Source organism: Flavobacterium sp. (genome assembly GCF_039595935.1).
In the GTDB taxonomy this organism is placed as follows: Bacteria; Bacteroidota; Bacteroidia; order Flavobacteriales; family Flavobacteriaceae; genus Flavobacterium.
In genome coordinates this window covers 2,228,108-2,253,456 of sequence record NZ_JBCNKR010000006.1, presented here as the reverse complement: position 1 = coordinate 2,253,456, position 25,349 = coordinate 2,228,108, and the positions used below count along the sequence as shown (strand labels likewise).

Here is a 25,349-nt window from a genome sequence, read left to right as displayed (position 1 = left end):
AAAATATTAGTTCAATCAAATTTAAACAATTAGATAAAAAATCAGCCACGAATTCATGAATTTATTATAAAAACAAAAATTCGTGAATTCGTGGCCGAAAAATTTAATTCCTTAAATATCTTAATTGCTCATTTTAGGTTTTGAGTCAGCTTTATAACTTTGTTTTGGGTCGCTCATGTTTACTTCTTTCACTTTCCCTTTTGTATAAAACTGCCAGATCCCGGCTTTTTTACCATTTACAAATTTTCCTTTTGAAGCAACGGCACCGTCTGCATCGTAAAAAACCGCATCACCATTATATTCGTTATTTTTATAAACAGATTCTTCCTGAATCACACCGTTTTGCCCTAACTTTCTGTATTTTCCTTCTCTTGAACCGTTTACATAAGTCATTTCCTCAGCAACTTTTTCGTTTGGATAATAAACCGTTCTAACACCGTCTAATTTTCCTTTTTTATACGTTTCAGAAGTCATTAAAATTTTAGAAGCTTTATGGTAATATTTCCAAACTCCTTCTCTTTCTTTCCCTATTTCTTTTCCTTCGCTTACGACATTCTTGTTCTGATCGTAAAAAATAGTGTACGAACTTCCGTCATTAGCTGTAAAATCACGGGTTGCTATTACATCTCCTTTTTTCGTGTCGTCAAAAAATTTAAAAATTCCGGTTTCTTTACCGTGGCTGAAAGTACCTTCGTATCTAGGGCGTTTTGATTCATAAACTCCTTTCCAAACGCCGTCTTTTTTGCCATTAGCATCTAGTTTATTAAACTCAGTCTGGGCGCTTAAAAAGAAAACATTCAACAATGTCAGTCCTATTATAACTCTTTTGGAAATCATATTATATTTAATTTTTAACTTAAACGAGAAATCGTTTCATAAAGTATAACTATTCTTTTTCAAAGTTAAAATTTTCATTTGTCATTCGAAAAAGAAACCTTTCTTCTAAAATAAAAAATCCCGACTGAATCGGGATTTTTCGTTATTATTTCTTTTTATTCTGAGCTTTTTTAGCTGCTTCCTGCTGTTCCATTACTTCCTGAAGACGTTGTTGGAACTTGCTTGGCTTTTTAGGCTCTTTTAATTTATTTTCCTGAATTTGAGCATGAATTTTTTCACTGTCAACAATATAATTTTTAATAACAAACATAATTCCGATTGTAATTAAGTTCGAAATAAAGTTGTACAAACTCAATCCTGCACCATAACTGTTGAAGAAAATTAACATCATTAATGGCGAAACATAAATCATGATTTTCATCATTTTAGCCATATCCGGCATACCTTCCTGTTGAGGCGCTGCCATCTGCTGATCTCCAGAAGTCATTTTCATGTAGAAGAAAATTGCAATTGCTGCCAAAATTGGGAACAAACTGATATGATCTCCATACAACGGAATGTGGAATGGTAATTTTACAACGGAGTCAAATGATGATAAATCGTCTGCCCAAAGGAATCCTTTTTGTCTTAACTCAAAAGCCGCAGGGAAAAACTGGAACGATGCATACATAAACGGAAGCTGAATCAACGCCGGAATACATCCTGCCATTGGGTTTACTCCTGCTTTGTTGTACAGTTTCATTGTTTCCTGTTGTTTTTTCATTGGGTCTTTTTTGTATTTTTCTCCCAACTCATTAATATCAGGTCTTAAAACTTTCATTTTAGCCTGAGACAGGAATGATTTATAGGTAATTGGCGACATAGCCAATTTGATGATAATCGTAAAAATAATGATCGCAATTCCTAAAGATAATCCAATTGTAGAACTTAGGAATCCGAATAAAGGAACGAAGATTAATTTATTGATCCAGCCAAAAATTCCCCATCCTAATGGAATGATTTTTTCGAAATTTTTATCGTATGCTTTTAATGTTTTGTAATCTGCCGGTCCAAAATACATGTGCATTTTATAATCGATTTCACCATTTGTGAAAGCTAAAGGCACGGTAGCTTTAAACTGTTTTGTAAAAACAGTATCGATTTTATCGTCTTTTACTAAGTTTTCAGAAACTAAATCTGCTTTTTCGAAAGTAGTGTTAGTTTTTAAAATTGTAGCAAAAAAGTGTTGTTTAAATGCTATATAATCTACTTTATCAGGGGTTTCTTCTTTATGATCTCCCTGTCCTACGTAGCTTTCTTTTCCTTCTTCGTAGTTATAATAAATTTCAGCATAACGGTTTTCATACGAAACACTTTTTTCGTTTCTGTATGTTTTTAAATCCCATTGTAAGTTTAATGGTTTTGCTGAGTTTAAAACTTTGTTTAATCCCTGAGAACGAATATCAAAACCAACTAAATAATCGTTTGGTTTTAAAACATATTTATATTCTAAAAATTCGTTAGCTCCCGCTTTTAAACGCATTGTTAGAACCTGGTCTGCACCAACTTTTTCTAATGTTGGTTCAAAATATAAATCTTTAGAATTTAAAGTTCTGTTATCTGTTGTAAGAAGCTGTAAATTTAAGTTTGAATTATTGTTTTTAATTAACTCAACTAATTCTCCTGAACCTTTTCTAAATTTTTCGAATTCTTTTAAAGTTGCTTCAACAATATAACCACCTTTATTAGCAATTTTAAGTTTTACTTTCTCGTTTTCGATAGTTGTAAAAGTTTCTTTTGCAGAAGGAAGCGTCGCAGAATATGCAAAACCGCCTAATGTTTTTTGTAATTGTGCTAATTGAACTGTATCACCTGGCGTTACAGCAGCAGTTGGTACAACAGCAGTTTTTGCTTTATCGGCTTTTGCCTGAGCTTCTTGTTTAGCTACTAATTCTTTCTTGGCTTTTTCAGCAGCAATTTCTTTCTCAGAAGGTTTGTTTTGGTACATGATCCAAATCAAAATTCCGAATATCAATACAAAACCAATGATTGAATTAAGGTCTAATTTTTTTTCTTCCATTATTATTAAAAAAAGTTATTCTTCGAAGGTTATTAGTTATGAGATTAACTCAAATGTTACATCTTCTGGAATATTAATTATTATTTTTTATGTGCATTTACAGCAGCTGCTACAAAGTTTACAAAAATAGGGTGCGGATTTGCTACTGTACTTTTGTATTCCGGATGGTATTGTACACCAATAAAGAATGGGTGGTTTTCAAGTTCTACAATTTCTACCAATCCAGTATCAGGATTTACTCCAGAAGCTTTTAAACCAGCTTTTTGTAATTCGTCAGCGTATTTGTTATTGTACTCATAACGGTGGCGGTGACGCTCTGAAATTGTAATTTCACCATAAATTTTATGTGCAAGCGTATTTGGTTTAATATCACATTTCCATGCTCCTAAACGCATTGTTCCACCTTTATCGGTTACATTTTTCTGTTCTTCCATCAAACTCACAACCGGATGAGACGTTTTCTCGTTCATCTCTGTTGAATTGGCTTCTGCGTAACCTAAAATATTTCTAGAATATTCAATAACAGACATCTGCATTCCTAAACAAATTCCGAAGAAAGGAATATTGTTTTCACGTACAAAACGTACTGCTTCGATTTTTCCTTCAATACCTCTTTCACCAAATCCCGGAGCAACTAAAACTCCGTCCAGAGTTCCTAATTTCTCTTCAACATTATCAGCATTAATATGCTCTGAGTGAATAGAAATTACGTTTACTTTTGTTTCGTTTGCAGCTCCTGCATGAATGAATGCCTCTAAAATAGATTTGTAACAATCCTGCATTTCTACGTATTTTCCAACTAAACCAATGTTTACAGTTTGTTTTGGACTTTTTAATCTTTTTAAGAAAGTATTCCAGTTTTTAAGATCTGGAGATGCTTTTTTAGGCAGATCTAATTTCTTTAAAGCTACCACATCTAATCCTTCTTCAAGCATTAAATTTGGAACTTCATATATAGTAGAAGCATCAATAGACTGAATAACTGCTTCTTTCTTCACATTACAGAATAAAGCTAATTTCTGACGTAATTCCTGAGACAATTCGTGCTCTGTTCTACAAACCAAAATATCGGCTTTAATACCGCTCTCCATCAAAGTTTTAACAGAGTGTTGAGTCGGTTTTGTTTTTAATTCTCCCGCTGCTGCTAAGAAAGGAACTAAAGTTAAATGAATAACAATTCCGTTATTTTCTCCTAGCTCCCAAACTAACTGACGTACAGATTCTATATAAGGTAAAGACTCAATATCACCAACAGTCCCGCCAATTTCAGTAATCACAATATCGTAATCGCCAGATTTACCCAGCAATTGCATTCTGTCTTTGATTTCGTTTGTAATATGAGGAACAACCTGAACCGTTTTTCCTAAAAATTCTCCTCTTCTTTCTTTTTCAATAACTGAAAGATATACTCTTCCTGTAGTAACGTTATTTGCCTGAGAAGTAGGAACGTTAAGGAAACGCTCGTAGTGACCTAAATCTAAATCTGTTTCAGCACCATCATCTGTTACATAACATTCTCCGTGCTCATAAGGGTTTAATGTTCCCGGATCTACGTTAATATACGGATCGAATTTCTGGATAGTTGTACGATATCCTCTTCCTTGTAACAATTTTGCTAAAGATGCTGCAATGATTCCTTTTCCTAATGAAGAAGTCACACCGCCTGTAACAAAAATATATTTTGTTTGATTCATTCTGTTGTTGTTTGTAAGTAGTTGTGTAAAAAACTTGGCAAAAGTACAAATTTAATTAGACAATTTATCTATTCGAGAATGAGATAATTTACAAATTTTTAAACAGATTGATTACTTGGTTTTATTATCAATAATTTTAAGCTTTTATTAGCAGTATTTTTAAGAAATATCTTTAAATCGGCTTTAGATATTACTACTTATGCGGTGGCGAAAATTATTTATTTTGAACCTGAGTAGTATCCTGAATTATTTTTTCAGTTTTCATTACAGAATCGCGATGGCGTTTCATATCCTCTCTTATAGCTTCTACCTTATCTTGAGACATTTTATTCCTCAAATAATCAGATTTAGCAGCGAAAAAGATAGAAAAATATATTATCAATGGAATAAAAATCAGTCCAATTCCCATCCACATTCCAATTTTAGCAATCGAAGTTGAAATGTTTGCTTTTTTTGCCTGAGATAAACCAACTGCTCCCAAAATTATGGCAAAAACAGCCAATACTATATAAAGAATTGTAAAAGCTAAATGTGGAATTAAAACAAAAATAATTGCCAATACAGCTAGTATTATGGCTAGTTTGCTTTCGCTTTCTCCTGTTTTTGAAGGCTGGAAATATTTTTTCATTAATTGGTCTTTTTAGTTACTGTAAAAATATAAAAACACTAAAAAGAAGTTAATACACTGAAACAAAGTTACTAACAATTAAAACTCTCATTTCGTTAACTATTACCCTTCGGATACTGTTTTTTTATATTTCGGATTAACTCTTCTAAACCGTTTAATTTTAATTCGTAAATAAGCTGTAACTGCTGTCCTAATTCACCTTTTGGAAAACCTTTATTATGATACCAAACGACGTAGTATTCCGGAAGATCAATTAAATAACGTCCTTCATATTTCCCGAAAGGCATTTTGGTGTGTGCTAATTTTATAAGTTGTTTTTTGTCTTGTTCCATAGTTTTAGAAGAAAAAAGAAGCAAGAAAAAAGAATAAGTCTTTCTTCTTGCTTCAATTGTATGCAAAGCTATTATTAATTTACCGCAGATTAAAAAAGATTTAAATGATTTTCGCCACGAATTCACGAATTATTTTAAATGCATTGGTGAATTGCTTCGCCAGTTCGCTATCGCTCGAGTCATAACGAATAAAATCTTAGTCCCTTAGAACCTTAGCAACTTAGAATCTTAGTAATGCCATCTCACAAAAGCTTCCATCGCAGCATAAGTTGCTAAACCAAGCTGATGGTACAATTGTGCAGTTTCTCTGTTTCGGTCTTCGGCTCTCTGCCAGAACTCTCTTGCGTCTGTTCCCTGGAATACAACTCCGTCTTTTTGAGATTGGTGTTTGAAGATTCCGTGGCGTTTGGCCAAAACCTGATCCGGACTCATTGGCACCGCCATTTCGACTTCATCAATTCCCCATTCCTGCCAAGCTCCTCTGTACAGCCATAACCAGCAGTCATCCATAAATGGTTTTGGTTTTAAGTTTTTAACAGCTTCAAAAATAGCATCCAGACAAACTTTATGTGTTCCGTGCGGATCTGCTAAATCCCCTGCTGCATAGATTTGATGCGGTTTAATTTTTTCGATCAAATCCATTGTGAGCTGAATGTCTTCCTGCCCGATTGGTTTCTTTTCAATTGTTCCCGTTTCGTAAAAAGGCAATTCCATAAAATGAATCTGTTCATCCGGAAGACCAACAAAATAACTTGTTGCTCTAGCCTCCCCTTTTCTGATTAAACCTTTTATATAACGAACTTCCGGAATATCAATTTCGCTGTTCTTTTTATTCTCTAAAAACGTATGTGCTTTTTGGTAAATATTATCAGCCTCTTCGCTTTTGATTCCGAATTTCTCGTTATAATCAATCACGAATCTTGCAAAACGAAGTGCTTCATCATCCGCAACAGCGATATTTCCTGAAGTCTGATACGCCACATGCACTTCATGTCCCTGTTCCTGCAGACGCATAAACGTTCCTCCCATACTGATAATATCATCATCCGGATGCGGACTAAATAATAATACACGTTTTTTAGCCGGTTCTGCTCTTTCAGGACGGTTGGTGTCTTCTGCATTTGGTTTTCCGCCCGGCCAGCCCGTGATTGTATTTTGTAATTTGTTGAATATTTTAATGTTGATATCGTATGCAGGACCAGAATCTGCCAGTAAATCGCTCATTCCGTTTTCGATATAATCGGCATCGGTAAGCATTAAAATTGGTTTTTTAAGATCAAGTGCCAATCCTAAAACCGCTTTTCTGGTTAGTTTATCTGTCCAGACAATTTTCTCAACCAGCCAGGGTTTATTGATTCTCGTTAATTTTGAAGATGCTTCTTTATCCAAAACAAAAACAGCATTGTCATGTTCCTGTAAAAAAGAAGCCGGAACTCGGTTGGTTACTTCGTCTTCGACTGATTTTTTTACAATATTGGCTTTTCCTTCTCCCCAAGCCAATAGAATAACTCTTTTGGCTTCCATGATTTTCTTTACTCCAAGCGTAATAGCCGTTCTTGGCGTATTATTCAAACCAAAGAAATCTTTACTTGCGGCAACTCTCGTAATATGGTCTAAAGCTACTAATCTGGTTTTTGAGTTTTGAAGCGAACCTGATTCATTAAAACCAATATGTCCGTTTCCTCCAATTCCTAATATTTGTAAATCAATCCCGCCCAAAGCTTCGATTTTTGCTTCATATTCGTGACAGTAATCCGCGATTTGTTCTTTTGTTAAAAGTCCGTCCGGAACATGCGCATTTTCAGGTAAAATATCAACATGGTCAAACAAAAGTTCTTTCATAAAACGAACATAACTATTGATTGAATTGGGTTCCATCGGATAATATTCATCCAGATTAAAACTAATTACGTTTTTAAAACTCAAACCTTCTTCTTTATGAAGTCTTACCAATTCTGCATAAAGTCCTTTTGGAGAAGAACCTGTTGCCAGACCTAAAATACAAGGTTTGCCTTCTTTTTGTTTTTCTTTAATCAAAGCCGCAATTTCTTTTGCTACTTCTTTTGAAGCTTCTGTTGAATTTTCAAAAACAACAGTATTGATGTTTTCGAATCGCTTTTCGAAACCTGTTGCTTTATCTATTTTACTCTTTAACATGATATAGTTTTTTTTATTTTTCAGAATTACAAAATCGGCTAAAAGCCAAAATAAAGTTTATTTTTTTGTCGCAAAAAAGCAGGTCAAAACACAGCTAAAACAATAGCAGTCAATACCATATAAAGATAAAACCTTTATAAATGGAATACAATAAAATTTAAATTATTGATTTGGAGTAGAATTTGGAATATCATTTTATCTCACATCAGTGATTCCAAATAATATTGAAAAAAAGTGAATCTCATTTCACTTTTACTATTTTGCATTATTTTTGCATTTATATGCGTATTTTTTGCAAGACAAAGATACTTCATTATATTTTTAAGAACCAAAAATTGATATGAATATTTTGTTAATTTTTGAACTTTTAGGAAATACCAAAAGAAAAGCCGTCAAAATTGACGGCTTTTAAAAAAATATAGGAATTAAATATTATTTCCAATTAAATGAAATCTTCTTTTCTATTTCTGAACTTAAGCTCAAAAATACCGGACAAGTCATCGCCGCACGTTCCAGGATAATTCTGCTTTTTTCATCAGCATTGCTTTCTAATTCAAAAACAACTTCTATTGCTCCAATTCTGCGAGGCTCGGCATTCATAATTTTGGTTACTTCTGCAGTAGAACCGGTTAATTCTACATTTAAATCACGGGCTTTAATTCCCATAATGGTAAACATACAGCTTGCTAACGCATTTGCTACAGTATCTGTAGGAGAAAAAGCTTCTCCTTTTCCGTTATTATCTAAAGGTGCATCAGAAATGATTTCACTTCCTGATTGTATATGAATTGAACTTGTTCTTAGATCGCCTAAGTAGGTTACTTTTGATGTCATTAATTTGCTTCTTTTAAAGTTAAGTCTGAATCGTAATATAAAATATAGACACCTTTATTTGCGTGTCCCCCATCTTCTTTTTTATAGAATTGAAATTTATTGTCAACCTGTTGTGTTGTCATTAAATCAGTTGTCTCCTGATAAGTTTTTCCCTGAACCAAACGCATCATCGTATCAAAAGTTACGTCAAAACCTCTTGTTGCATAAGTATTTGGATTTACTTTATTTTTCAGTTTATATTCTTTTTTAAAGATCGAAACCGTCTGATCGTCGCTGTCTCGGGTAACCGATGGATACATTAATTTCAACTGTACTAAATTATCAAAATTAATTTCATCAGTATCCAATGTACTGTTTGGTTCTAAAATTACCAATTGTACCTGACATGTTTTTTGTGAATCGATCAATGCTTTGATTACACTTTTTATCATCGCTGTATTTCCCGTTTCCATCACGACATAATTCATACGTGTTGGCAGTAACAAGCTTTTTAAATTAGCAACATCTAAGCCTCCGGCCTCTGTCAAACCAGCAAAAACAACTCCTTTTTGGTTTTGTTTTATATAACTGATAACTGATTCTTTTTTCTTGTCAACAACAGCTACAATATTTCCATTTTTAGCACGCATATAATCAAAAATCGCATTTCTAACTACATCATTTGAAGGTATTGTTTGATATAAATTATCGATAGGATTTGCAACATCTTTTGATAATGGAGAAATAACCGGAACATTATACAAACGAAGTGAATTTGCAGTAGACTCAGCATTGTTTTGATAAAACGGTCCAACAACAGCATCAGCATCCTGCAACTTATTTTGTGCAATTAAACTTGAAATATTTGATGTTGTTTTAGTTTCCTGTGAGTCGTAAATAGAAACATCAATTGGCAGTTTTAATGTTTTAGCCGAATCAATCGCCATCATAGCTCCAGAATAAAAATCAAGCGTCATATTTAAAAACTTATCTGTTTTTAAACGTGCAGCCATTCCAGTAGTGTCGCTTTGCAATTTTGCTAAATTAAACGGAAGTAATAAAACCACTTTTTTACGTTCGTTTTGTCCTCTTTTCTTAGTCAATTCAACAATTTCAGGATCTGCAGAAACGGTTTCAGATTTTACTTTATCTACAATTTTAATTCCTCCGCCGCTGGTTTCAACAGGCCTTTCAACCGCTTTTTCAACTGGCTTTTCTACAGAAGTTTGTACTGTTTTTTCAGTTGGCTGAGACTGTGCCACAATTGGCTGCGGCGCAACATATCCGGCAGGAACTTTTAAAACCATTCCTTCTTTTACTCCTTCTGAAAGTGACGGGTTTAAAGCCACTAATTCTTCTTGTGATAAATGGAAAACTCTTCCTAAACTATAAAAAGTCTCTTTTGGTTTTACCTGATATTCCATATACGAAACTGCTTTTTTAGATTCAGCAGCTTTCTTAGGTTCTTCAGTTTTTGCAACTGCAGCCGGTGCAGGATTATCTGTTTTAGGAGCAGTTCCTTTTATGGTCAATCTATATCCGACTGGTAAACTTGAAACAATTTCAGGATTTTTTTTCTCTAATTCTTCAACCGAAATTCCGTATTGTTTGGCAATTCCAAATTTAGTTTCCTTTGGCTGAACATCATGAAAAACATATTTTTCAGCGCCTTTTTCTTTCTTTTTTTCAGATGTCGCAGCTGGTTTTGCCACAGATCCTTTTCCCGGAATTGTCAAGGTTTGACCTGGCTGTAAACCGTCTGTCACCAAAAACGGATTTGCCGCTTTTAAGGCTTCGTCTGTAAGTCCATATTTTTTTTCAATACCATATAAGGTTTCTTTTGGCTGAACTTCATGCGTTGTCGATTTCGAGCTACTTGTCGATTTTGCAGCTGTTTCTTTTTTATCAGTACTTTTTCCTGTCGGGATCAGCAAAACGGTATTTGGTTTTACGCCATTTCTTGCGTCCGGATTTAATTCGTAAATATCAAAAGGCGTAACCTTAAATTTTTGAGCAATCTGGTTAACCGTTTCTCCACTTGAAACCGTGTATTTTATCGCTTTCCCTTGTGAAAAAGCAGAACAGGTTACAAAAAAAACAAGTAAAAATAATGTTGAATAATATTTCATAAATAAGACTTAAACAATTTTAATTTCAATTCAAAAATAAGATACTAATTTCTCTCATACAAGATTCACGCCATTTGCCAGTTCATCCAAAAAATTATCGAAGATCAACTTCTAATTTGGCAATAATGATATTTTTATATAACTCATCTTCTTCCTTTTTCTTGCATTGGTACAAAACTTCTTCCATATTTTGGAATCTATCTGAATAAACATAATAAGAAAGACTGTTTACATTAAAGAAAAAACTAGCGTTAAAATCGCCAGAATCAATAAGTTTCATAATTAGCTTATCTCTCGGTACTGCGTCTGTAAATATACCTAAAACTAAGTAATACCCGTTTGAAACTTCTTTAAGATTATCATAAACTTCAATACTTACATTTTTCTCATTTTTAAATGGATTTTCTTTTAGTTCACGACGCATTTCTTCTATTGAAACTGCTTTTGATTTTTCTGCTGGAGATGCTTTTTTAATGGCTTCATCCTGATATTTTTTCAGTTTCATTAAAGCTACTTTATCGTCAAATTTTCTTGCTTCCATACTGTAGTAAGAAGCTTTACTAATATGACGTTTTACTTCTATTTGTTTTTGAGTATCTAGTGAATCTATTTTAGAAATTAAGGCCTGATTTTTGGCATCGCCTTGTTCCTGTTCAATTTTATAGCGTTTGATTTCTTCTAATGAAAGTCTTTGCTGAATTGAAGTTACATTGTTATTTTTTTCGCTTTCGCGGATTTTCTTTTTGTACTCCTGATTTTCTTCAACGGCAATTTTCTCCACTTTATTCATTAAACCGGCGTAGGCTTTTCGATTTTCTGCCAGTTCCTTTTTCAATTGAGAAGATAATTCACTGGTTTTTCCAATACTTTCGTAAGATTGTTTTTCCAAACGCTTAGATTCATCCACATTCAAAATATCCATTCGTTTTAATTCAACTAAATCATTGTTCATGGTATTTACCAATGAATCTAATTTTGCCATTAAAATATCCTGAACATTTTTATTTGCTTCTAAAACCAATCGCAGTTTTTCGACTGAGTTTTCTTTAGAACCGTTCATATCATTCAAATTAACTTTCAGATCATTAATTTTTATAATTTTCTCGTTCATTTCTTTCTGAACAACCAATCTGTCTTTTAAATCTTCGATTTCAACCGTTTTGGCTTTTGTTTTTTCAACCACAACCTGTTTTTCGGCAAGAGCCAGCATTAATTCTTCACTTTCGTTGGCTGGTTTTATTGCTTTTGTATTGATAGCCAGTTTGTTTCCAACAATTAATCCGTTTACAATTTCCGGATTTTGAGATTCCAGCTGTTCGATTGTAATTCCGTATTTTTTAGAAATCGAAAATTTAGTTTCTTTTGGTTCAACTACATGAAAAATCGTTTCCTGATTAATCACACGAACTCTTCCGTCCAGCGTTTTTCTTTTATTTGGAATTGAAATGGTCTGGCCAATCTGCAAACCGTTAATCAAAATATCTTTGTTGAGATTTTCTAAATCCTGAACTGAAACATTGTATTGTCTGGCAATACTAAACAAAGATTCTTTGGCCGCAACTAAATGGGTTGTTTTTGGAGAAGATGCACTTTCTGTTTTAGGAGAATTTGAAACCTGCGGAATAACTAATTCCTGTCCAACCTGAAGTCCGTTTGCCAGAATTGGGTTTGCATTTTGAAGAGCTTCAACCGTAACATTATATTTTTTTGATAAACCGTATAATGTTTCTTTTTCAGCAACAATGTGAATATTTTGCTGATCCTGATTTATTTTTTGTGGAGAATGAACCGGAATCTTAATAATTTGGTTGTCTTTGATTCCGCTTTGCGATTCGGGGTTGAGTTTATAAATCTCATCTACAGAAACCTTATACTTTTGAGCTATAAAATAAGCGGTTTCCCCTTTTTGAATCTTGTGCTCAATAATTGAATCTTGCGCAGCTATTTTGTTAAAAGACAAAATAAACACAAGAGAAATCGTTAAAAGTTCTCTCATAAATAGTAGGTTATAAAAAATTAAGGCCTTACAAATGTAAGACCTTAATTTTAAAAATAATACTATTCCCACTCAATTGTTGCAGGTGGTTTTGAACTTATATCGTAAACTACACGGTTCACGCCTTTTACCTTGTTGATAATGTCGTTTGAAACTTTCATCAGGAAGTCGTAAGGTAAATGAACCCAGTCAGCAGTCATACCGTCTGTTGATTCTACTGCTCTAAGCGCTACTACTTTTTCGTACGTACGCTCATCGCCCATAACTCCAACAGAATTTACAGGAAGCAAAATTGCTCCAGCCTGCCAAACTTTATCATATAATCCCCAAGATTTTAATCCTTCAATAAAAACAGAATCAACATCTTGTAAAATTCTAACTTTCTCAGGCGTAATGTCTCCCAAAATTCTGATTGACAATCCTGGTCCCGGGAAAGGATGTCTTCCTAATAATTCAGGATCTATTCCTAAAGTAGCACCTACTCTTCGTACTTCATCTTTAAAAAGCATTCTAAGTGGTTCTACAATTTTTAATTTCATATAATCCGGCAATCCACCAACGTTGTGGTGCGATTTAATAGTTGCAGATGGTCCTTTTACCGAAACAGATTCGATAACGTCTGGGTAAATTGTTCCCTGCGCTAACCATTTTACGTCTTCTAATAAGTGTGATTCATCATCAAAAACTTCGATAAATACACGACCAATTGTTTTACGTTTTGTTTCTGGATCACTAATTCCCGCTAATTCGCCAAGGAAACGATCTCCTGCATCGACACCTTTTACATTTAATCCCATTCCTTTGTATTGATCTAATACATTTTGGAATTCGTTTTTACGCAAAAGTCCGTTATTTACGAAGATGCAATATAAATTTTGTCCGATTGCTTTGTTTAATAAAACTGCAGCTACAGTAGAATCTACTCCTCCAGACAAACCAAGAACCACTTTATCGTTTCCTAGTTTTTCTTTTAATTCTGCTACCATTTCGTCAACGAAAGCATTTGGAGTAAAGTTTTGAGGAACTTCAGCAATTTTTACTAAGAAGTTTTCCAGCATTTTTTTACCGTCAGTTGAATGGTAAACCTCTGGGTGATATTGAATTGCATAAGTAGTTTCGCCTTCGATTTTGTAAGCTGCGTATTCTACGTCATGCGTGCTTGCTAATTTTACAGCATTTGTTGGAAGTGCTTTGATACTATCGCTATGGCTCATCCAAACCTGACTGTTTTCTGAAACTCCTTCAAAGAAAGTTTCTCCTTCTTTAATATAAGACAAGTTGGCTCTTCCGTATTCTCTGGTGTTTGAAGCTGCTACTTCTCCACCGCTGAAATGCGCTAAATACTGCGCTCCGTAACAAACGGCAAGCAAAGGCATTTTACCTCTAATTTGCGATAAATCAGGATGCGGTGCATCTTCTCCTCTTACAGAGAAAGGGCTTCCTCCTAAAATTACGGCTTTATAACTTGATAAATCACTTGGAATGTGATTGTAAGGAAAAATTTCGCAGAATATATTTAATTCGCGAACTCTACGCGCAATAAGCTGTGTATATTGCGATCCGAAATCTAAAATAAGTACGTTGTGTTGCATGCGCAAAAGTACTTTTTATATTCGAAATTCAAAAATTGATTTTTGATTTTTTTTAAATCAAAAGACGCTAAGGTTCTAAGATTCTGAGATTCTGAGATTTTATGTTTCAAAATCTAAAAAAACTTAGCATCTTAGCGCCTTAGAAACTTAGAAGCTTAAATCTAAAAACCATTTTATTTCGTACATAACGAAAACCCATTTAAAATTTAACTATGAAATTAAAATTTATTGCCCTGACTGCATTCTTGTCGATCTTTTTTTCTTCTTGTAATGCTGTTGATGATTTATTGACTTTTACTATTTCGAACGATGCTTCGATTAAAATTAAAAGTACATCTCCGCTTAATTTACCAACGGAAATAATCACTCCGGAGGTTACCACAAATTCTTCTGCCGAATTTGAAAACAATAAAACTAAAGCTAGTTTGGTAAAGGATGTAAAAATCAGATCGCTTAAACTTACCATTTCTGATCCTTCTGACAAAAACTTTACCTTTTTAAAATCAATTCACTTGTATATTTCTACAACAGATTCTAATGAAATTGAATTGGCTTATCAGGACAATATTAATACATCTTCAAATGCAATCGATTTGATTTGTACAGATAAAAAACTAGATCAATATATTAAAGCTGATAAATATAAAATCAGAACTCAGGTTACGCTTAAAGAAACACTTACGCAAGATGTAACTGTAAAAGCAGATATGAAGTTTAAGGTTACTGCAGATCCGTTTTAATCTGAGGTTCTAAGGTGCTGAGCTGCTAAGGTTCTAAGTTTTTTTAGAATCTTAATTTAAAATGATAAGGTTCTAAGAAGCTGAGAAAAAACTTAGCATCTTAGAACCTTAGTATCTCTAAAAAAAATTACTCTTTCGTAACAATAATCGTCGCTCTAAATCCTGCGGCAAGATTGTTCCAATAATCATTTGTAACCAATTGGCCTTTATCGTCATAAACTCTGATTTCGGCAGTATTACCGCCCAAAGCACCAATATTTAAAGCTTCAAAATCCAGTTTATTAAATCCTTGGGTTAAATTTATTTTTACGTCTTTATAATTGGAATCTAACAAAATTCGTTCCTGAATTACAACATCATTGGATGATACTTTTACTAAATCGCCATCGATTGCACCGAAATCGCGGAATTTTACAATAAAATATTCTGATTTGGTTTTAAAATCTCCCAGCGAAATATTTGATTTTACTAAAGTCCCTCTGCCTTCTTTTAAACCTGCATCTTTAAGGGCTTTATCCAAATCCTTTTCCATTTTATCTACATACTGATCTCCCGGATTGGCAAAATCGTTTTGCTGATACATAGAAAATTTACTTTTTTCTGCACCAACCTGAAGCTGCGATTTTGGAGTTATACTCGTATTATCAAAAACGTTGGGTGTTTTTATACTTGGCATATCTGCCGTTTCTGTTGCAGGATCTTTTACCTGCGGAATCGGCGTTTTTTTCTTTGTGCTAAACTTAGGTGCCGGGATAGGCTTGAATTTTGTTCCAAATTCACTTTGAGCTGAAACGGTTACAGCTGCAAAAAATAGTATGAAAAATAAAATATGCTTCATTGAAAAGTGGTTATCGAATCGGCTTTATAATTTTTTATAGAACTCAGGTTAGCTTCACAAAAATAGAATAAATAAGTTTGGCTCGACAACTTTAAGAGTATTATAACAATATATTAGGCTAATATTTGCAAATCAAAAAACCTGCCAAAAATTCAAGAATTAAATTTCAATATATAAAATTCCAAATCCCAAAGCTCTTCTGATTTATTGTCATTTTTCTACTTAAAACTACTTTAGAATTTTGATTCTTAACAACTTATTCTTAACTTCAATATCTAATTATTTATCTTAAAATACAGCAAGATGGATTATATTGATTATTATAAAACTTTAGATGTTACAAAATCGGCTACGGAAGCAGAGATTAAAAAAGCATACAGAAAACTGGCCCGAAAATATCATCCCGATTTGAATCCGAATGATAAAGAAGCGGAGAAAAAATTTAAGGAAATCAACGAAGCCAACGAAGTTTTAAGCAGCCCTGAAAATCGAAAAAAATACGACAAATACGGAAAAGACTGGAAACATGCCGATGAATTTGAAAAGGCTGGTTACGACCCAAATCAGTCGCAATATTCGAGACAACAAAGCAGTAATCAGGATTTTTCTGGTTTTGGAGGAGATTTTTCAGGAAGTGATTTCTCAGATTTTTTCAATTCGATGTATGGTTCCGGACGAAGCAGCCGCGGACAGTCGAAATATAGAGGTCAGGATTTTAATGCCGAATTAGAACTTGATCTGGCTTCGGCTTACGCTACACACAAACAGAGTTTGACTGTAAATGGCAAGAATATCCGAATCACAATTCCGGCCGGAGTTGAGAACGGTCAGGTTATTAAAATTCCCGGACATGGCGGCGCGGGTGTAAACGGAGGGCCAAATGGCGATTTGTATATTACGTTTATCATTTCTAATAATTCAGATTTTAAACGAGAAGGGAATAATTTATATTCAAACGTTGATCTTGATTTGTACACGGCAATTTTGGGCGGAGAAATCAACATCAAAACTTTTGATGGAAAAGTAAAAATTAAAGTTCCTGCCGAAACCCAAACCGGAACTAAAGTCAAATTAAAAGGAAAAGGTTTTCCGGTCTACAAAAAGGAAAATCAGTTTGGCGATTTGTATGTAACCTACAACTTAAAAATTCCAACTCAATTATCTGAAAAAGAAAAAGAATTGTTTATAGAATTATCTAAACTTAGAAATCATGCGTAACAAGAACTTAGTCCAAATAAAACAATTTTGTATTTATCACGAAATTGAAAACACTTTTATTACTGAACTTAACAATTATGGTTTAGTTGAAATTATTATTGAAGAAAATGATGAATATCTACAGCCGGAACAGCTGCCTTTGATAGAAAAAATGATTCGGATGCATTATGATCTAAACATAAATATGGAAGGGATTGACGCGATTTATCATTTACTGAACAAAATTGAAGTGCTACAGCAGCATCTTACAAACGCACATAACAAACTCCGAATTTATGAGGAAAATCAAATAGAATAAAACTTATAATCTTCTTTTAAAATATCACAAAAAAGAAAGATTTTCGAAGTGATTTCAACTCTTCAAAATTCTTTTTCCCGAGCTTATTTCATAAATTGCAGCGCATTAATTAACCTGAATTGTTTTTTTAAATTCTGCAGAAACAATTCGAAAAACTCAAAAAATGAAAAGAGAAAATATCTTAACAGGATCGCCGTGGGAAGACAAAATGGGATACTGCCGCGCTGTAAGAATTGGTAATATCATTGAAGTTTCGGGAACTGTAGCCATTGTTGACGGCGATAAAGTAAAAGCCGACGACGCATACGCACAGACCTACAATATTATTGAGCGTGTTGAAAAAGTTCTGGAAGATTTAAATGTTGGCATTAAAGACGTTATCAGAACCAGAATTTTTACAACTGACGTTTCTACATTTGAAGAAGTTGCCAGAGCTCACTCAGCATTTTTTAAAGATGTAAAACCTACAACAGGTTTCTATGGAATAAGTAAATTAGTTGCTCCTGAATATTTGGTAGAAATTGAATTTACTGCTGTTGTACAGTAAGTTTTTGCAATGAAAAAGTTTATTTTTTTAGCACTTATAATTTTAAGTGTAAATTGTAATTCACAAGTAAATAAATGTTCCTATTTTAAAAACGGAACATTTATTTACAAAAATCCTAATTTTTCAAATTTCATTGTAACAAGAAATGGGAATGTGCAGGTAGAAGAAGATCAAATAAGACACATTATTATTGAAGGAACTGTTAAATGGATATCCGAATGTGAATATATCTTAACTTATACAAAAATCGATGTTCCTAAATTAAAAAAGTTAATCGGCCAAACTGTTATTGTCAAAATTAATGAAATTGATAATAATAAAATAAAGTGTTTATCAAAAATGAATGATATCTCATTAGAACTTGAAATGGTAAAAATTAAATAATTAACTCATTTTGTAATTTATTCCAAAAAATTATTCATGTTTGTGATAAAAACTATTTTATAACTATTAATGACTTCCCAAAGCCCAAAACAATTTTTACTTTCCTTACCTAAATGGATTATTATTTGTGCCTTAATAGGCATTCTTTCAGGATCTGCATCAGCATTTTTTCTTGTTTCTTTAGAATGGGTTACACAATATAGAATTCACCATGATTCGATTATCTGGCTTTTGCCTTTAGGCGGATTTTTAGTTGGAGCTGGTTATCATTATTGGGGAGAATCTGTTGTAAAAGGCAACAATTTACTGCTCGAAGAATACGAAAAACCTAAGAAAGTCATTCCGTTTAAAATGGCGCCTTTGGTACTTTTAGGAACTTTATTGACTCATTTATTTGGAGGCTCGGCCGGACGTGAAGGCACAGCTGTACAAATGGGAGGCGCAATTGCCGATCAATTCACAAAACTTTTCAAATTAGACAATTCAGAACGTAGAATTTTAATCATTTTAGGAATAAGCGCTGGTTTTGCTTCTGTTTTTGGAACACCTTTGGCCGGAGCTATTTTTGCTTTGGAAGTTTTGTATTTCAGTAAAATTAATTTTAAAAGTATTGTTCTTTCGTTTTTAGTAGCTTATGCCGCTTATTTTACTGTAGAATTCTGGGAAATCAAACATACGCATTACAGTATTCCTGTAGTTCCTGAACTTAGTTTTAGCAATACATTTTACATTATATTAGTTGGGGTACTTTCAGGTTTTGCAGCTTTATTATTTTCCCGAAGTACTCATTTTTGGGGTTCACTTTTCTCAAAAAACATTAAATATCCAACGCTTCGTCCGGTTATTGGCGGAATTGTTCTTGCCATCGCTATTGCAGGTTTAGGATTTACCAAATTCTCCGGACTTGGAGTTCCTGTAATTGTTGATTCATTTTCAAATCAAAGCGAATGGTACGACTTTTTACTTAAAATTTTATTTACCGGATTTACTTTAGGAGCTGGTTTTAAAGGCGGAGAAGTAACTCCTTTATTTTTTGTTGGTGCAACTTTAGGAAGCGCTTTATCAGCATTTATTCCAATGCCAATTGCGCTCTTGGCCGGAGTTGGTTTCGTAGCTGTATTTTCGGGGGCAACCCACACTCCTCTTGCGTGTACAATCATGGGAATGGAATTATTCGGCATTGAGCCCGGAATTTTTATTGCCATCGGATGTACAATTGCTTATTTTTCATCGGGTTCTGTTGGAATTTATAAATCGCAAATTGTAAAAGGTGCAAAATATAAATTGTATCAAAAGTTTCATAAAAAAGAGCTTCAAAATCTTTAGGAATAAATTTCAATTTTTAAATTCCAAATTCCAAAAAAGAAATCCGTTTAAATCAGCATTTTTGCCAAAGCGAAATTGTTTCATCGGTTTGGGTTAATATACAATATCAAAGATTCAGAAACGATAAACATAAAAATTAATAAGCTGCATTTTCATAATCTTTTTTTGTAGTATTGTTTTACCAAATTCAAATCATAAATACAACTAAAATGGCCTTCGGATTTCCAGCTTCTTATACTGAATTAATTCCTCTAAATCAGTTATCTAAATTAGAATTTATTCAAATTGCCATTAAAATATTTAAAAAAAACAACTGGTCAGTAGTTACAATTAATGAAGATGAATTAATTGTAGCAACCACTAATCAGAACACGTGGAATGAAACAATTTTATTTTCTTTTGATGACAATACGGTTATTATAAAAAGTAAATCAAATGGTTATCAGATTCATGATCTTGGTAGAAATAAAAAAAATACCGAAAACTTTTCCAGTCAAATATATGAAATGGTAAAAGATCTGCCTGCCTTAAATTTGGATAGAAACATTACTATACAAGATCTTGAGCAGGAAAACAATTACACTTCAACATTTCCTGTTTCTGCTTTTTATTCATTCTTTTCAATTTTTATACCTGTCAAAGATTATTTCATTACTCCGATTTTAATTAATCTAAACCTACTGCTTTTTATTGTCATGTGTTTTTCGGGAGTAAATTTCTTAACTCCAAAAGATCAGGATTTAATTGATTGGGGAGCTAACTTTGGATCCCTTACAACTGACAATGAATGGTGGAGATTATTCTCAGGCTGTTTTGTACATACCAATATCATCGATCTTTTTCTAAGCGTCCTTGCACTGGCTTTTATCGGAATTTTATTAGAATTATATATAAAAAAATCAAACTTTATTATTCTGTACATACTTTCAGCAATAAGTGTAAGTTTATACAGCCTTTATCAAAACAAAGATGTTATAAATACAGGTACCGCAGGCGTAATTTCAAGTATGATGGGAATCTTGTTAGTTGTATTTCTCTTTAAAAATTCTACAAAAGTAATTCGTGTAAAATCATTATTAATTTCCATTACATTACTCATAATAAACATTTTATATTCTTATATCAAAGATTTTAGTTTGACAGAATACCTAGCCGGATTTATTATTGGAATTCTTTTTGGAATAATTCTAGTCATTTTTGAAAAACAAAGGAAAGCTGCATTCATTATTATGACTTCAACAGCCACTATATTACTTGTGTTTTTCTACATAAAATATAAAAATACTCAGGTTTATATTTATCAAACTATGGAATATGAAGAAAGAATTCATGAGTTTGTTGACATGGAAAAAATGGCCTTAGAAGCTTATAGCACACAGTATGGAAATACTGTTGAAGAAAGTAAAGAAATGGTACTTTATATGATTAAAGATCGTGGAATTTACTATTGGAATGAAAACATTACACTTATCAAAGATTTAGATAAATTATATCTCCCGCATACTCTTCACAAAAGAAACTCAGATTTAATAAAATACTGTAATCTAAGAATTGATCTCTATGAACTGGCCTATAAAAAAATTACAGAAAACAGTGCTGAATACGACGACAGAATGATCGATATTAATGTTGAAATAGAAAAATTATTAAAGAAATTAAACGAATCGACTCCTGATAGTTAAAACCAATCTGAATATCAATTTACATATAAAATTTGTAAGCACTTAAAAGTGTGTTAATCTGAAAAATGTTTGTTGCGTTAGATTAAAAAAATGTAAATTCGCACACTATGAAAATACAAGATATTCAGGCAATTCAATTATTGCTTGCAGCTCCGAAAAAAATCGTAATAATACCACACAGAGGTCCAGATGGCGACGCTATGGGTTCTACTTTGGCTTTGTACCATTTTTTATTAAAAAACAATCATCATCCAACAGTTATTGCGCCAAATGATTTTCCTGATTTTTTAGCCTGGCTTCCGGGTTCAGAAACCGTAAAAATCTTTGAAAGAGATACTGAAAACTGTACCAAAATATTAGAAGAAGCTGAGTTAATTTTTACACTCGACTTTAATGCTTTTCATCGTACAGGTGAAATGGAACATACACTGGCAAAATTAACCGTTCCGTTTATCATGATCGATCATCATGAAAAACCACACGATTACGCAACGTATATGTATTCTGATACCTCTTACGGATCGACTTGCGAAATGGTGTATAACTTTATTACTTTTTTAAACAAAAAAGAAGATATTGACAAAACTATTGCAACTTGCATCTACACCGGTATTTTAACCGATTCTGGTTCGTTTCGTTTTCCGGGAACTACAGGAAACACACACAGAATTATTGCTGAATTAATTGATTTAGGAGTTGAAAATACTCAAATCCCGGTTTTATTATACGATAACAGCTCTTTCAGCCGTTTGCAGTTACTAGGCCGGGCACTTCAGAACATGAAAATTTTTGAAGAGCATAAAACTTCCTATACAACTCTTACGCAAGCTGAATTAGATTCATTTAATTATGTAAAAGGCGATACTGAAGGAATTGTTAATTATGGTTTAAGTATAAGAGGAATCAATTTTACAGCTATCTTTATCGAAAATAAAGACGAAAAAATAATCAAGATTTCTTTCCGTTCACAAGGAGGATTTGATGTGAACCAGTTTGCACGAGACCACTTTAACGGAGGCGGGCACATAAATGCGGCCGGCGGAAGATCTGAAACTTCGATGGAAGAAACAGTTAAAAAGTTTGAAGATTTAGTAACTAAACTAAAAATATAAACCAATATGAGCTACTTAAAACTTAGCATTTACTCACTGCTTTTTGCAGTTTTACTGGCAGGCTGTAAGCAGCATGAAGATATCAGAATGCCTGTTTCAAGGGCTTCGGGTACTTTTATGAAAAAGTCGGCTGACAGAAATAAAAAATTAGTCGCAAACGAAGAACAAGTTATCAAGAAACTCATCAAAAGTAATCCGAAAGTAAAATATTATGCCACTAAAAAAGGATATTGGTTTTATTATGATGAAAAAAGCACTACTGAAACAGCAACTCCAAAAAAAGGAGATATTGCGTATTTTAATTTAGAAGTAAAAAGTATAAACGGTGCTGTTATTTATTCAGAATCTGATCTTGGTCCGCAGACCTATTATGTAGACAAACAAGATATCATGATGGGATTACGCGACGGAATTAAATACATGAAAAAAAATGAGACCGTTACGTTCTTATTTCCATCACATATTGCTTACGGATATCATGGCGATAACAAAAAAATTGGACCTAATCAGTCCTTAATTTGTACCGTTACGCTTCGCAATTTTGTTCCAGATCCGGCACAGCCTGCAGCAGCTCCGGCAGCTTCTACAACTGCTGCTCCAACAACAGCAGCCGCGAAACCTACGATTGCAAAACCTGCGGTAACTAAACCTGCAGCTCAAACTAAAAAAGATACATTAAACCCATAAAAACAACATTTTACAAAATGAAAAAAAGTATTTTATTATTACTACTAGCCGTTAGTTCATTTTATTCATGTAAAGACGATCACAGCAATTTACCCGATGGTTTATACGCTGACATAGAAACTAATAAAGGACATATTATTGTTGAATTAGATTATAAAAAAGCACCAGTTACGGTTGCAAACTTTGTAACCTTAGCCGAAGGAAAAAACGAATTTGTTGCGGATGAAAACTTAAAAAAGAAACCATTTTATGATGGTTTAAAATTTCACCGAGTTATTGCAGATTTCATGATTCAGTCAGGAGATCCACTTGGAACGGGTTCTGGAGACACAGGATATAAATTTAAAGATGAATTTTCAGATTTAAAATTTGACAAAGCAGGTGTTTTAGCAATGGCTAATAATGGTCCTGGTACAAACAGTAGTCAATTTTTTATTACACACGTTGAAACACCATGGTTAGACAATAAACATACAATTTTTGGACATGTTGTAGAAAAAGGACAAGAAGTTGTAAATAAAGTAGTTCAGGGTGATAATATCATCACGGTAACAATTATCAGAAATGGTGAAGCTGCTAAAAAATTTGATGCTGTAAAAGTATTTCACGATTACTTTGCTGACATCGCAAAAGAGAAAAGCAAATTTGCCGGAGTTCAAAAAGAAAAAGTAGATTTTTATGCTTCTATCAGACCAAAAGCTACAAAAACTTCAACTGGTTTAGAATACGTTATTACTGAAAAAGGTTCAGGAAAAAAACCAGCTGCAGGAACTCAGGTTTACATTCACTACGCAGGTTTCTTAGAAGACGGAACTTTATTTGATTCAAGTATCGAAGACGTTAATAAAGCTTTTGGAAAATTTGATGCCACAAGAGCTGAACAACACGGTTATCAGCCAATTCCTTTTCAGGCAGGACGCAAAGATGGTTTAATCCCTGGATTTATTGAAGGAATCGAGCAACTTTCATTTGGAGACAAAGCTGTTCTTTTTATTCCATCTCACTTAGCCTATGGCGCAACGGGTGCAGGAGGAGTTATTCCGCCAAACGCAAATATTATTTTTGAAGTTCAATTATTAGAGAAACCTTAATTGTTTTTATAATTAAATTCTTATAATTATTTTTACGACCTAAATTCGAAATACAATGAAATTTAAATTTCTATTTTTATTCTGTCTGACTGTTTTAAACATTCAGGCACAAACTAAAAAACCAGCAGCAAAACCAGCAGCGCCCGCAGCAAAAAAAACAGCTGTGGCAGCTAATCCGGCTGAAGGTATTTTTGCAACAATCTCAACAACAAAAGGAGATATTGTTCTTTCGCTTGAATATGTAAAAGCGCCTGTAACGGTTGCTAACTTTATTTCTTTGGCAGAAGGAAAAAACCCTTATGTAACTGTAGAAAGACTTAAAGGAAAACCATTTTATGATGGATTAAAATTTCACAGAGTTATTAATGATTTCATGATTCAGGGTGGAGATCCTGACGGAAATGGTTCAGGAGGCCCGGGATATGCTTTTAAAGATGAGTTTGTAGAAGAATTAAGATTCGAAAAAGGCGGTGTTTTGGCAATGGCTAACTCAGGTCCTGCAACAAACGGAAGCCAGTTTTTTATCACTCATAAAGACACACCTTGGTTAAACGGAAAACACACTATTTTTGGTCATGTAGTTTCTGGAATGGACAATGTAAATAAAATTGTTCAGGACGATATTATGACAAAAATTACGATTACTCGTAAAGGTGCTGCCGCTAAAAAATTTGATGCTGTAAAAGTATTCAGCGATGAAGTAAAAAAAGGGGAAGCTAAAAAAGAAGAAGCCAAAAAAGTTGCTTCAGAAAAAGCTGCTTATTTTGCTTCATTAAAAGCAAAAGCAACTACAACTGCATCTGGATTAAAATATGTTGTTACTAAAAACGGAACTGGTGTAAAAGGTGCTGAAGGTTCTACAATTTATTTCCACTATGCTGGCTATTTTGAAGACGGAACTCTTTTTGACAGCAGTATTACTGATGTAGCAAAAGCTTACGGAAAATATGATGCAAACAGAGATGCTCAGGGCGGTTACAAAGCTTTTCCTTTTACTGTTGGAAAAAAAGACGGTATGATTCCGGGATTTATTGAAGCTCTGGATATGATGACAGATGGAGAAAAAGCAACTTTCTTTCTTCCTTCAAATTTAGCTTACGGACCACAAGGAGCCGGAGGTGTTATTCCGCCAAATGCAACTTTGATTTTTGAAATTGAAACATATCAAAATCAACCCTCTAAATAATTA

22 protein-coding genes are annotated in these 25,349 nt (G+C 33.3%); 11 read left to right on the top strand and 11 right to left on the bottom strand.

The window, feature by feature from the left end; translation table 11 throughout:
- Positions 1-120 precede the first annotated feature (120 nt).
- The 10 genes from ABDW27_RS19465 to guaA all read right to left on the bottom strand — a co-directional run bounded on the left by ABDW27_RS19465 (position 121) and on the right by guaA (position 14,237).
- Complete coding sequence (locus ABDW27_RS19465) at positions 121-837, bottom strand: hypothetical protein (RefSeq protein WP_343697401.1); 717 nt, start codon at positions 835-837, stop codon at positions 121-123.
- Positions 838-982: 145 nt separating this feature from the next.
- Entirely contained in the window at positions 983-2,896 is a 1,914-nt protein-coding gene (gene yidC / locus ABDW27_RS19460) for a membrane protein insertase YidC (RefSeq protein WP_343697400.1), read from the bottom strand.
- An 80-nt stretch (positions 2,897-2,976) separates the two neighbouring features.
- Entirely contained in the window at positions 2,977-4,590 is a 1,614-nt protein-coding gene (locus ABDW27_RS19455) for a CTP synthase (protein WP_343697399.1), read from the bottom strand.
- Between the two features lie 214 nt (positions 4,591-4,804).
- Positions 4,805-5,218: a phage holin family protein gene (locus ABDW27_RS19450; RefSeq protein WP_343697398.1), complete on the bottom strand. Its 414-nt coding sequence runs from the start codon at positions 5,216-5,218 to the stop codon at positions 4,805-4,807.
- Positions 5,219-5,313: 95 nt separating this feature from the next.
- Positions 5,314-5,550 (bottom strand): DUF3820 family protein, encoded by a 237-nt coding sequence (locus ABDW27_RS19445; protein WP_343697397.1) that lies wholly within the window; start codon positions 5,548-5,550, stop codon positions 5,314-5,316.
- A gap of 228 nt (positions 5,551-5,778) precedes the next feature.
- Positions 5,779-7,731 carry a glucosamine-6-phosphate deaminase gene (gene nagB, locus ABDW27_RS19440; protein ID WP_343698144.1) on the bottom strand — a complete coding sequence of 651 codons (1,953 nt, stop codon included), beginning with the start codon at positions 7,729-7,731 and terminating at the stop codon, positions 5,779-5,781.
- Positions 7,732-8,139: 408 nt separating this feature from the next.
- Positions 8,140-8,541: an OsmC family protein gene (locus tag ABDW27_RS19435; protein WP_343697396.1), complete on the bottom strand. Its 402-nt coding sequence runs from the start codon at positions 8,539-8,541 to the stop codon at positions 8,140-8,142.
- The gene (locus tag ABDW27_RS19430; protein WP_343697395.1) at positions 8,541-10,649 is read right to left on the bottom strand and encodes a LysM peptidoglycan-binding domain-containing protein; all 2,109 of its coding nucleotides are present in this window, start codon (positions 10,647-10,649) and stop codon (positions 8,541-8,543) included. The genes ABDW27_RS19435 and ABDW27_RS19430 overlap by 1 nt, the downstream gene beginning before the upstream one ends.
- Before the next feature lie 94 nt (positions 10,650-10,743).
- A complete protein-coding gene (locus ABDW27_RS19425; RefSeq protein ID WP_343697394.1) occupies positions 10,744-12,645 on the bottom strand; it encodes a LysM peptidoglycan-binding domain-containing protein in 1,902 nt (633 codons plus the stop codon).
- Between the two features lie 62 nt (positions 12,646-12,707).
- Positions 12,708-14,237, bottom strand: coding sequence for a glutamine-hydrolyzing GMP synthase (guaA, locus tag ABDW27_RS19420; protein WP_163411064.1), 1,530 nt, complete (start codon positions 14,235-14,237; stop codon positions 12,708-12,710).
- Positions 14,238-14,449: 212 nt separating this feature from the next.
- Here guaA and ABDW27_RS19415 point away from each other — a divergent pair, with 212 nt between their 5' ends.
- Complete coding sequence (locus tag ABDW27_RS19415) at positions 14,450-14,977, top strand: hypothetical protein (RefSeq protein ID WP_343697393.1); 528 nt, start codon at positions 14,450-14,452, stop codon at positions 14,975-14,977.
- A gap of 127 nt (positions 14,978-15,104) precedes the next feature.
- Here ABDW27_RS19415 and ABDW27_RS19410 read toward each other — a convergent pair whose 3' ends face one another.
- Positions 15,105-15,815: a hypothetical protein gene (locus tag ABDW27_RS19410; RefSeq protein WP_343697392.1), complete on the bottom strand. Its 711-nt coding sequence runs from the start codon at positions 15,813-15,815 to the stop codon at positions 15,105-15,107.
- 303 nt (positions 15,816-16,118) lie between these two features.
- Between ABDW27_RS19410 and ABDW27_RS19405 the strand changes: the two genes are divergently transcribed.
- From ABDW27_RS19405 to ABDW27_RS19360, 10 genes are all read left to right on the top strand, one after another.
- A complete protein-coding gene (locus ABDW27_RS19405; RefSeq protein WP_343697391.1) occupies positions 16,119-17,033 on the top strand; it encodes a J domain-containing protein in 915 nt (304 codons plus the stop codon).
- A complete protein-coding gene (locus tag ABDW27_RS19400; protein ID WP_343697390.1) occupies positions 17,026-17,331 on the top strand; it encodes a chaperone modulator CbpM in 306 nt (101 codons plus the stop codon). The genes ABDW27_RS19405 and ABDW27_RS19400 overlap by 8 nt, the downstream gene beginning before the upstream one ends.
- Before the next feature lie 163 nt (positions 17,332-17,494).
- Complete coding sequence (locus ABDW27_RS19395; protein ID WP_056204327.1) at positions 17,495-17,878, top strand: RidA family protein; 384 nt, start codon at positions 17,495-17,497, stop codon at positions 17,876-17,878.
- A 9-nt stretch (positions 17,879-17,887) separates the two neighbouring features.
- Complete coding sequence (locus ABDW27_RS19390) at positions 17,888-18,262, top strand: hypothetical protein (protein ID WP_343697389.1); 375 nt, start codon at positions 17,888-17,890, stop codon at positions 18,260-18,262.
- 69 nt (positions 18,263-18,331) lie between these two features.
- Positions 18,332-19,588 carry a voltage-gated chloride channel family protein gene (locus ABDW27_RS19385; RefSeq protein WP_343697388.1) on the top strand — a complete coding sequence of 419 codons (1,257 nt, stop codon included), beginning with the start codon at positions 18,332-18,334 and terminating at the stop codon, positions 19,586-19,588.
- 209 nt (positions 19,589-19,797) lie between these two features.
- Complete coding sequence (locus tag ABDW27_RS19380) at positions 19,798-21,270, top strand: rhomboid family intramembrane serine protease (RefSeq protein WP_343697387.1); 1,473 nt, start codon at positions 19,798-19,800, stop codon at positions 21,268-21,270.
- 107 nt (positions 21,271-21,377) lie between these two features.
- Positions 21,378-22,382, top strand: coding sequence for a bifunctional oligoribonuclease/PAP phosphatase NrnA (locus tag ABDW27_RS19375; protein ID WP_343697386.1), 1,005 nt, complete (start codon positions 21,378-21,380; stop codon positions 22,380-22,382).
- A 6-nt stretch (positions 22,383-22,388) separates the two neighbouring features.
- The gene (gldI, locus tag ABDW27_RS19370; RefSeq protein WP_343697385.1) at positions 22,389-23,069 is read left to right on the top strand and encodes a gliding motility-associated peptidyl-prolyl isomerase GldI; all 681 of its coding nucleotides are present in this window, start codon (positions 22,389-22,391) and stop codon (positions 23,067-23,069) included.
- A gap of 17 nt (positions 23,070-23,086) precedes the next feature.
- On the top strand, positions 23,087-24,160 hold the full coding sequence (locus ABDW27_RS19365; protein ID WP_343697384.1) for a peptidylprolyl isomerase: 1,074 nt from the start codon (positions 23,087-23,089) through the stop codon (positions 24,158-24,160).
- A gap of 55 nt (positions 24,161-24,215) precedes the next feature.
- Positions 24,216-25,346 carry a peptidylprolyl isomerase gene (locus ABDW27_RS19360; RefSeq protein ID WP_343697383.1) on the top strand — a complete coding sequence of 377 codons (1,131 nt, stop codon included), beginning with the start codon at positions 24,216-24,218 and terminating at the stop codon, positions 25,344-25,346.
- Positions 25,347-25,349: the final 3 nt, after the last annotated feature.

Coding starts and splice junctions, on each gene's coding strand:
- ABDW27_RS19450 (WP_343697398.1), bottom strand. CDS start 5,218: ATGAAAAAATATTTCCAGCCTTCAAAAACAGGAGAAAGCGAAAGCAAA.
- ABDW27_RS19380 (WP_343697387.1), top strand. CDS start 19,798: ATGGCCTTCGGATTTCCAGCTTCTTATACTGAATTAATTCCTCTAAAT.
- ABDW27_RS19410 (WP_343697392.1), bottom strand. CDS start 15,815: ATGAAGCATATTTTATTTTTCATACTATTTTTTGCAGCTGTAACCGTT.
- ABDW27_RS19395 (WP_056204327.1), top strand. CDS start 17,495: ATGAAAAGAGAAAATATCTTAACAGGATCGCCGTGGGAAGACAAAATG.
- guaA (WP_163411064.1), bottom strand. CDS start 14,237: ATGCAACACAACGTACTTATTTTAGATTTCGGATCGCAATATACACAG.
- yidC (WP_343697400.1), bottom strand. CDS start 2,896: ATGGAAGAAAAAAAATTAGACCTTAATTCAATCATTGGTTTTGTATTG.
- gldI (WP_343697385.1), top strand. CDS start 22,389: ATGAGCTACTTAAAACTTAGCATTTACTCACTGCTTTTTGCAGTTTTA.
- ABDW27_RS19405 (WP_343697391.1), top strand. CDS start 16,119: ATGGATTATATTGATTATTATAAAACTTTAGATGTTACAAAATCGGCT.
- ABDW27_RS19400 (WP_343697390.1), top strand. CDS start 17,026: ATGCGTAACAAGAACTTAGTCCAAATAAAACAATTTTGTATTTATCAC.
- ABDW27_RS19375 (WP_343697386.1), top strand. CDS start 21,378: ATGAAAATACAAGATATTCAGGCAATTCAATTATTGCTTGCAGCTCCG.
- ABDW27_RS19455 (WP_343697399.1), bottom strand. CDS start 4,590: ATGAATCAAACAAAATATATTTTTGTTACAGGCGGTGTGACTTCTTCA.
- ABDW27_RS19465 (WP_343697401.1), bottom strand. CDS start 837: ATGATTTCCAAAAGAGTTATAATAGGACTGACATTGTTGAATGTTTTC.
- ABDW27_RS19385 (WP_343697388.1), top strand. CDS start 18,332: ATGACTTCCCAAAGCCCAAAACAATTTTTACTTTCCTTACCTAAATGG.
- ABDW27_RS19365 (WP_343697384.1), top strand. CDS start 23,087: ATGAAAAAAAGTATTTTATTATTACTACTAGCCGTTAGTTCATTTTAT.
- ABDW27_RS19390 (WP_343697389.1), top strand. CDS start 17,888: ATGAAAAAGTTTATTTTTTTAGCACTTATAATTTTAAGTGTAAATTGT.
- ABDW27_RS19430 (WP_343697395.1), bottom strand. CDS start 10,649: ATGAAATATTATTCAACATTATTTTTACTTGTTTTTTTTGTAACCTGT.
- ABDW27_RS19415 (WP_343697393.1), top strand. CDS start 14,450: ATGAAATTAAAATTTATTGCCCTGACTGCATTCTTGTCGATCTTTTTT.
- ABDW27_RS19435 (WP_343697396.1), bottom strand. CDS start 8,541: ATGACATCAAAAGTAACCTACTTAGGCGATCTAAGAACAAGTTCAATT.
- ABDW27_RS19445 (WP_343697397.1), bottom strand. CDS start 5,550: ATGGAACAAGACAAAAAACAACTTATAAAATTAGCACACACCAAAATG.
- ABDW27_RS19425 (WP_343697394.1), bottom strand. CDS start 12,645: ATGAGAGAACTTTTAACGATTTCTCTTGTGTTTATTTTGTCTTTTAAC.
- ABDW27_RS19360 (WP_343697383.1), top strand. CDS start 24,216: ATGAAATTTAAATTTCTATTTTTATTCTGTCTGACTGTTTTAAACATT.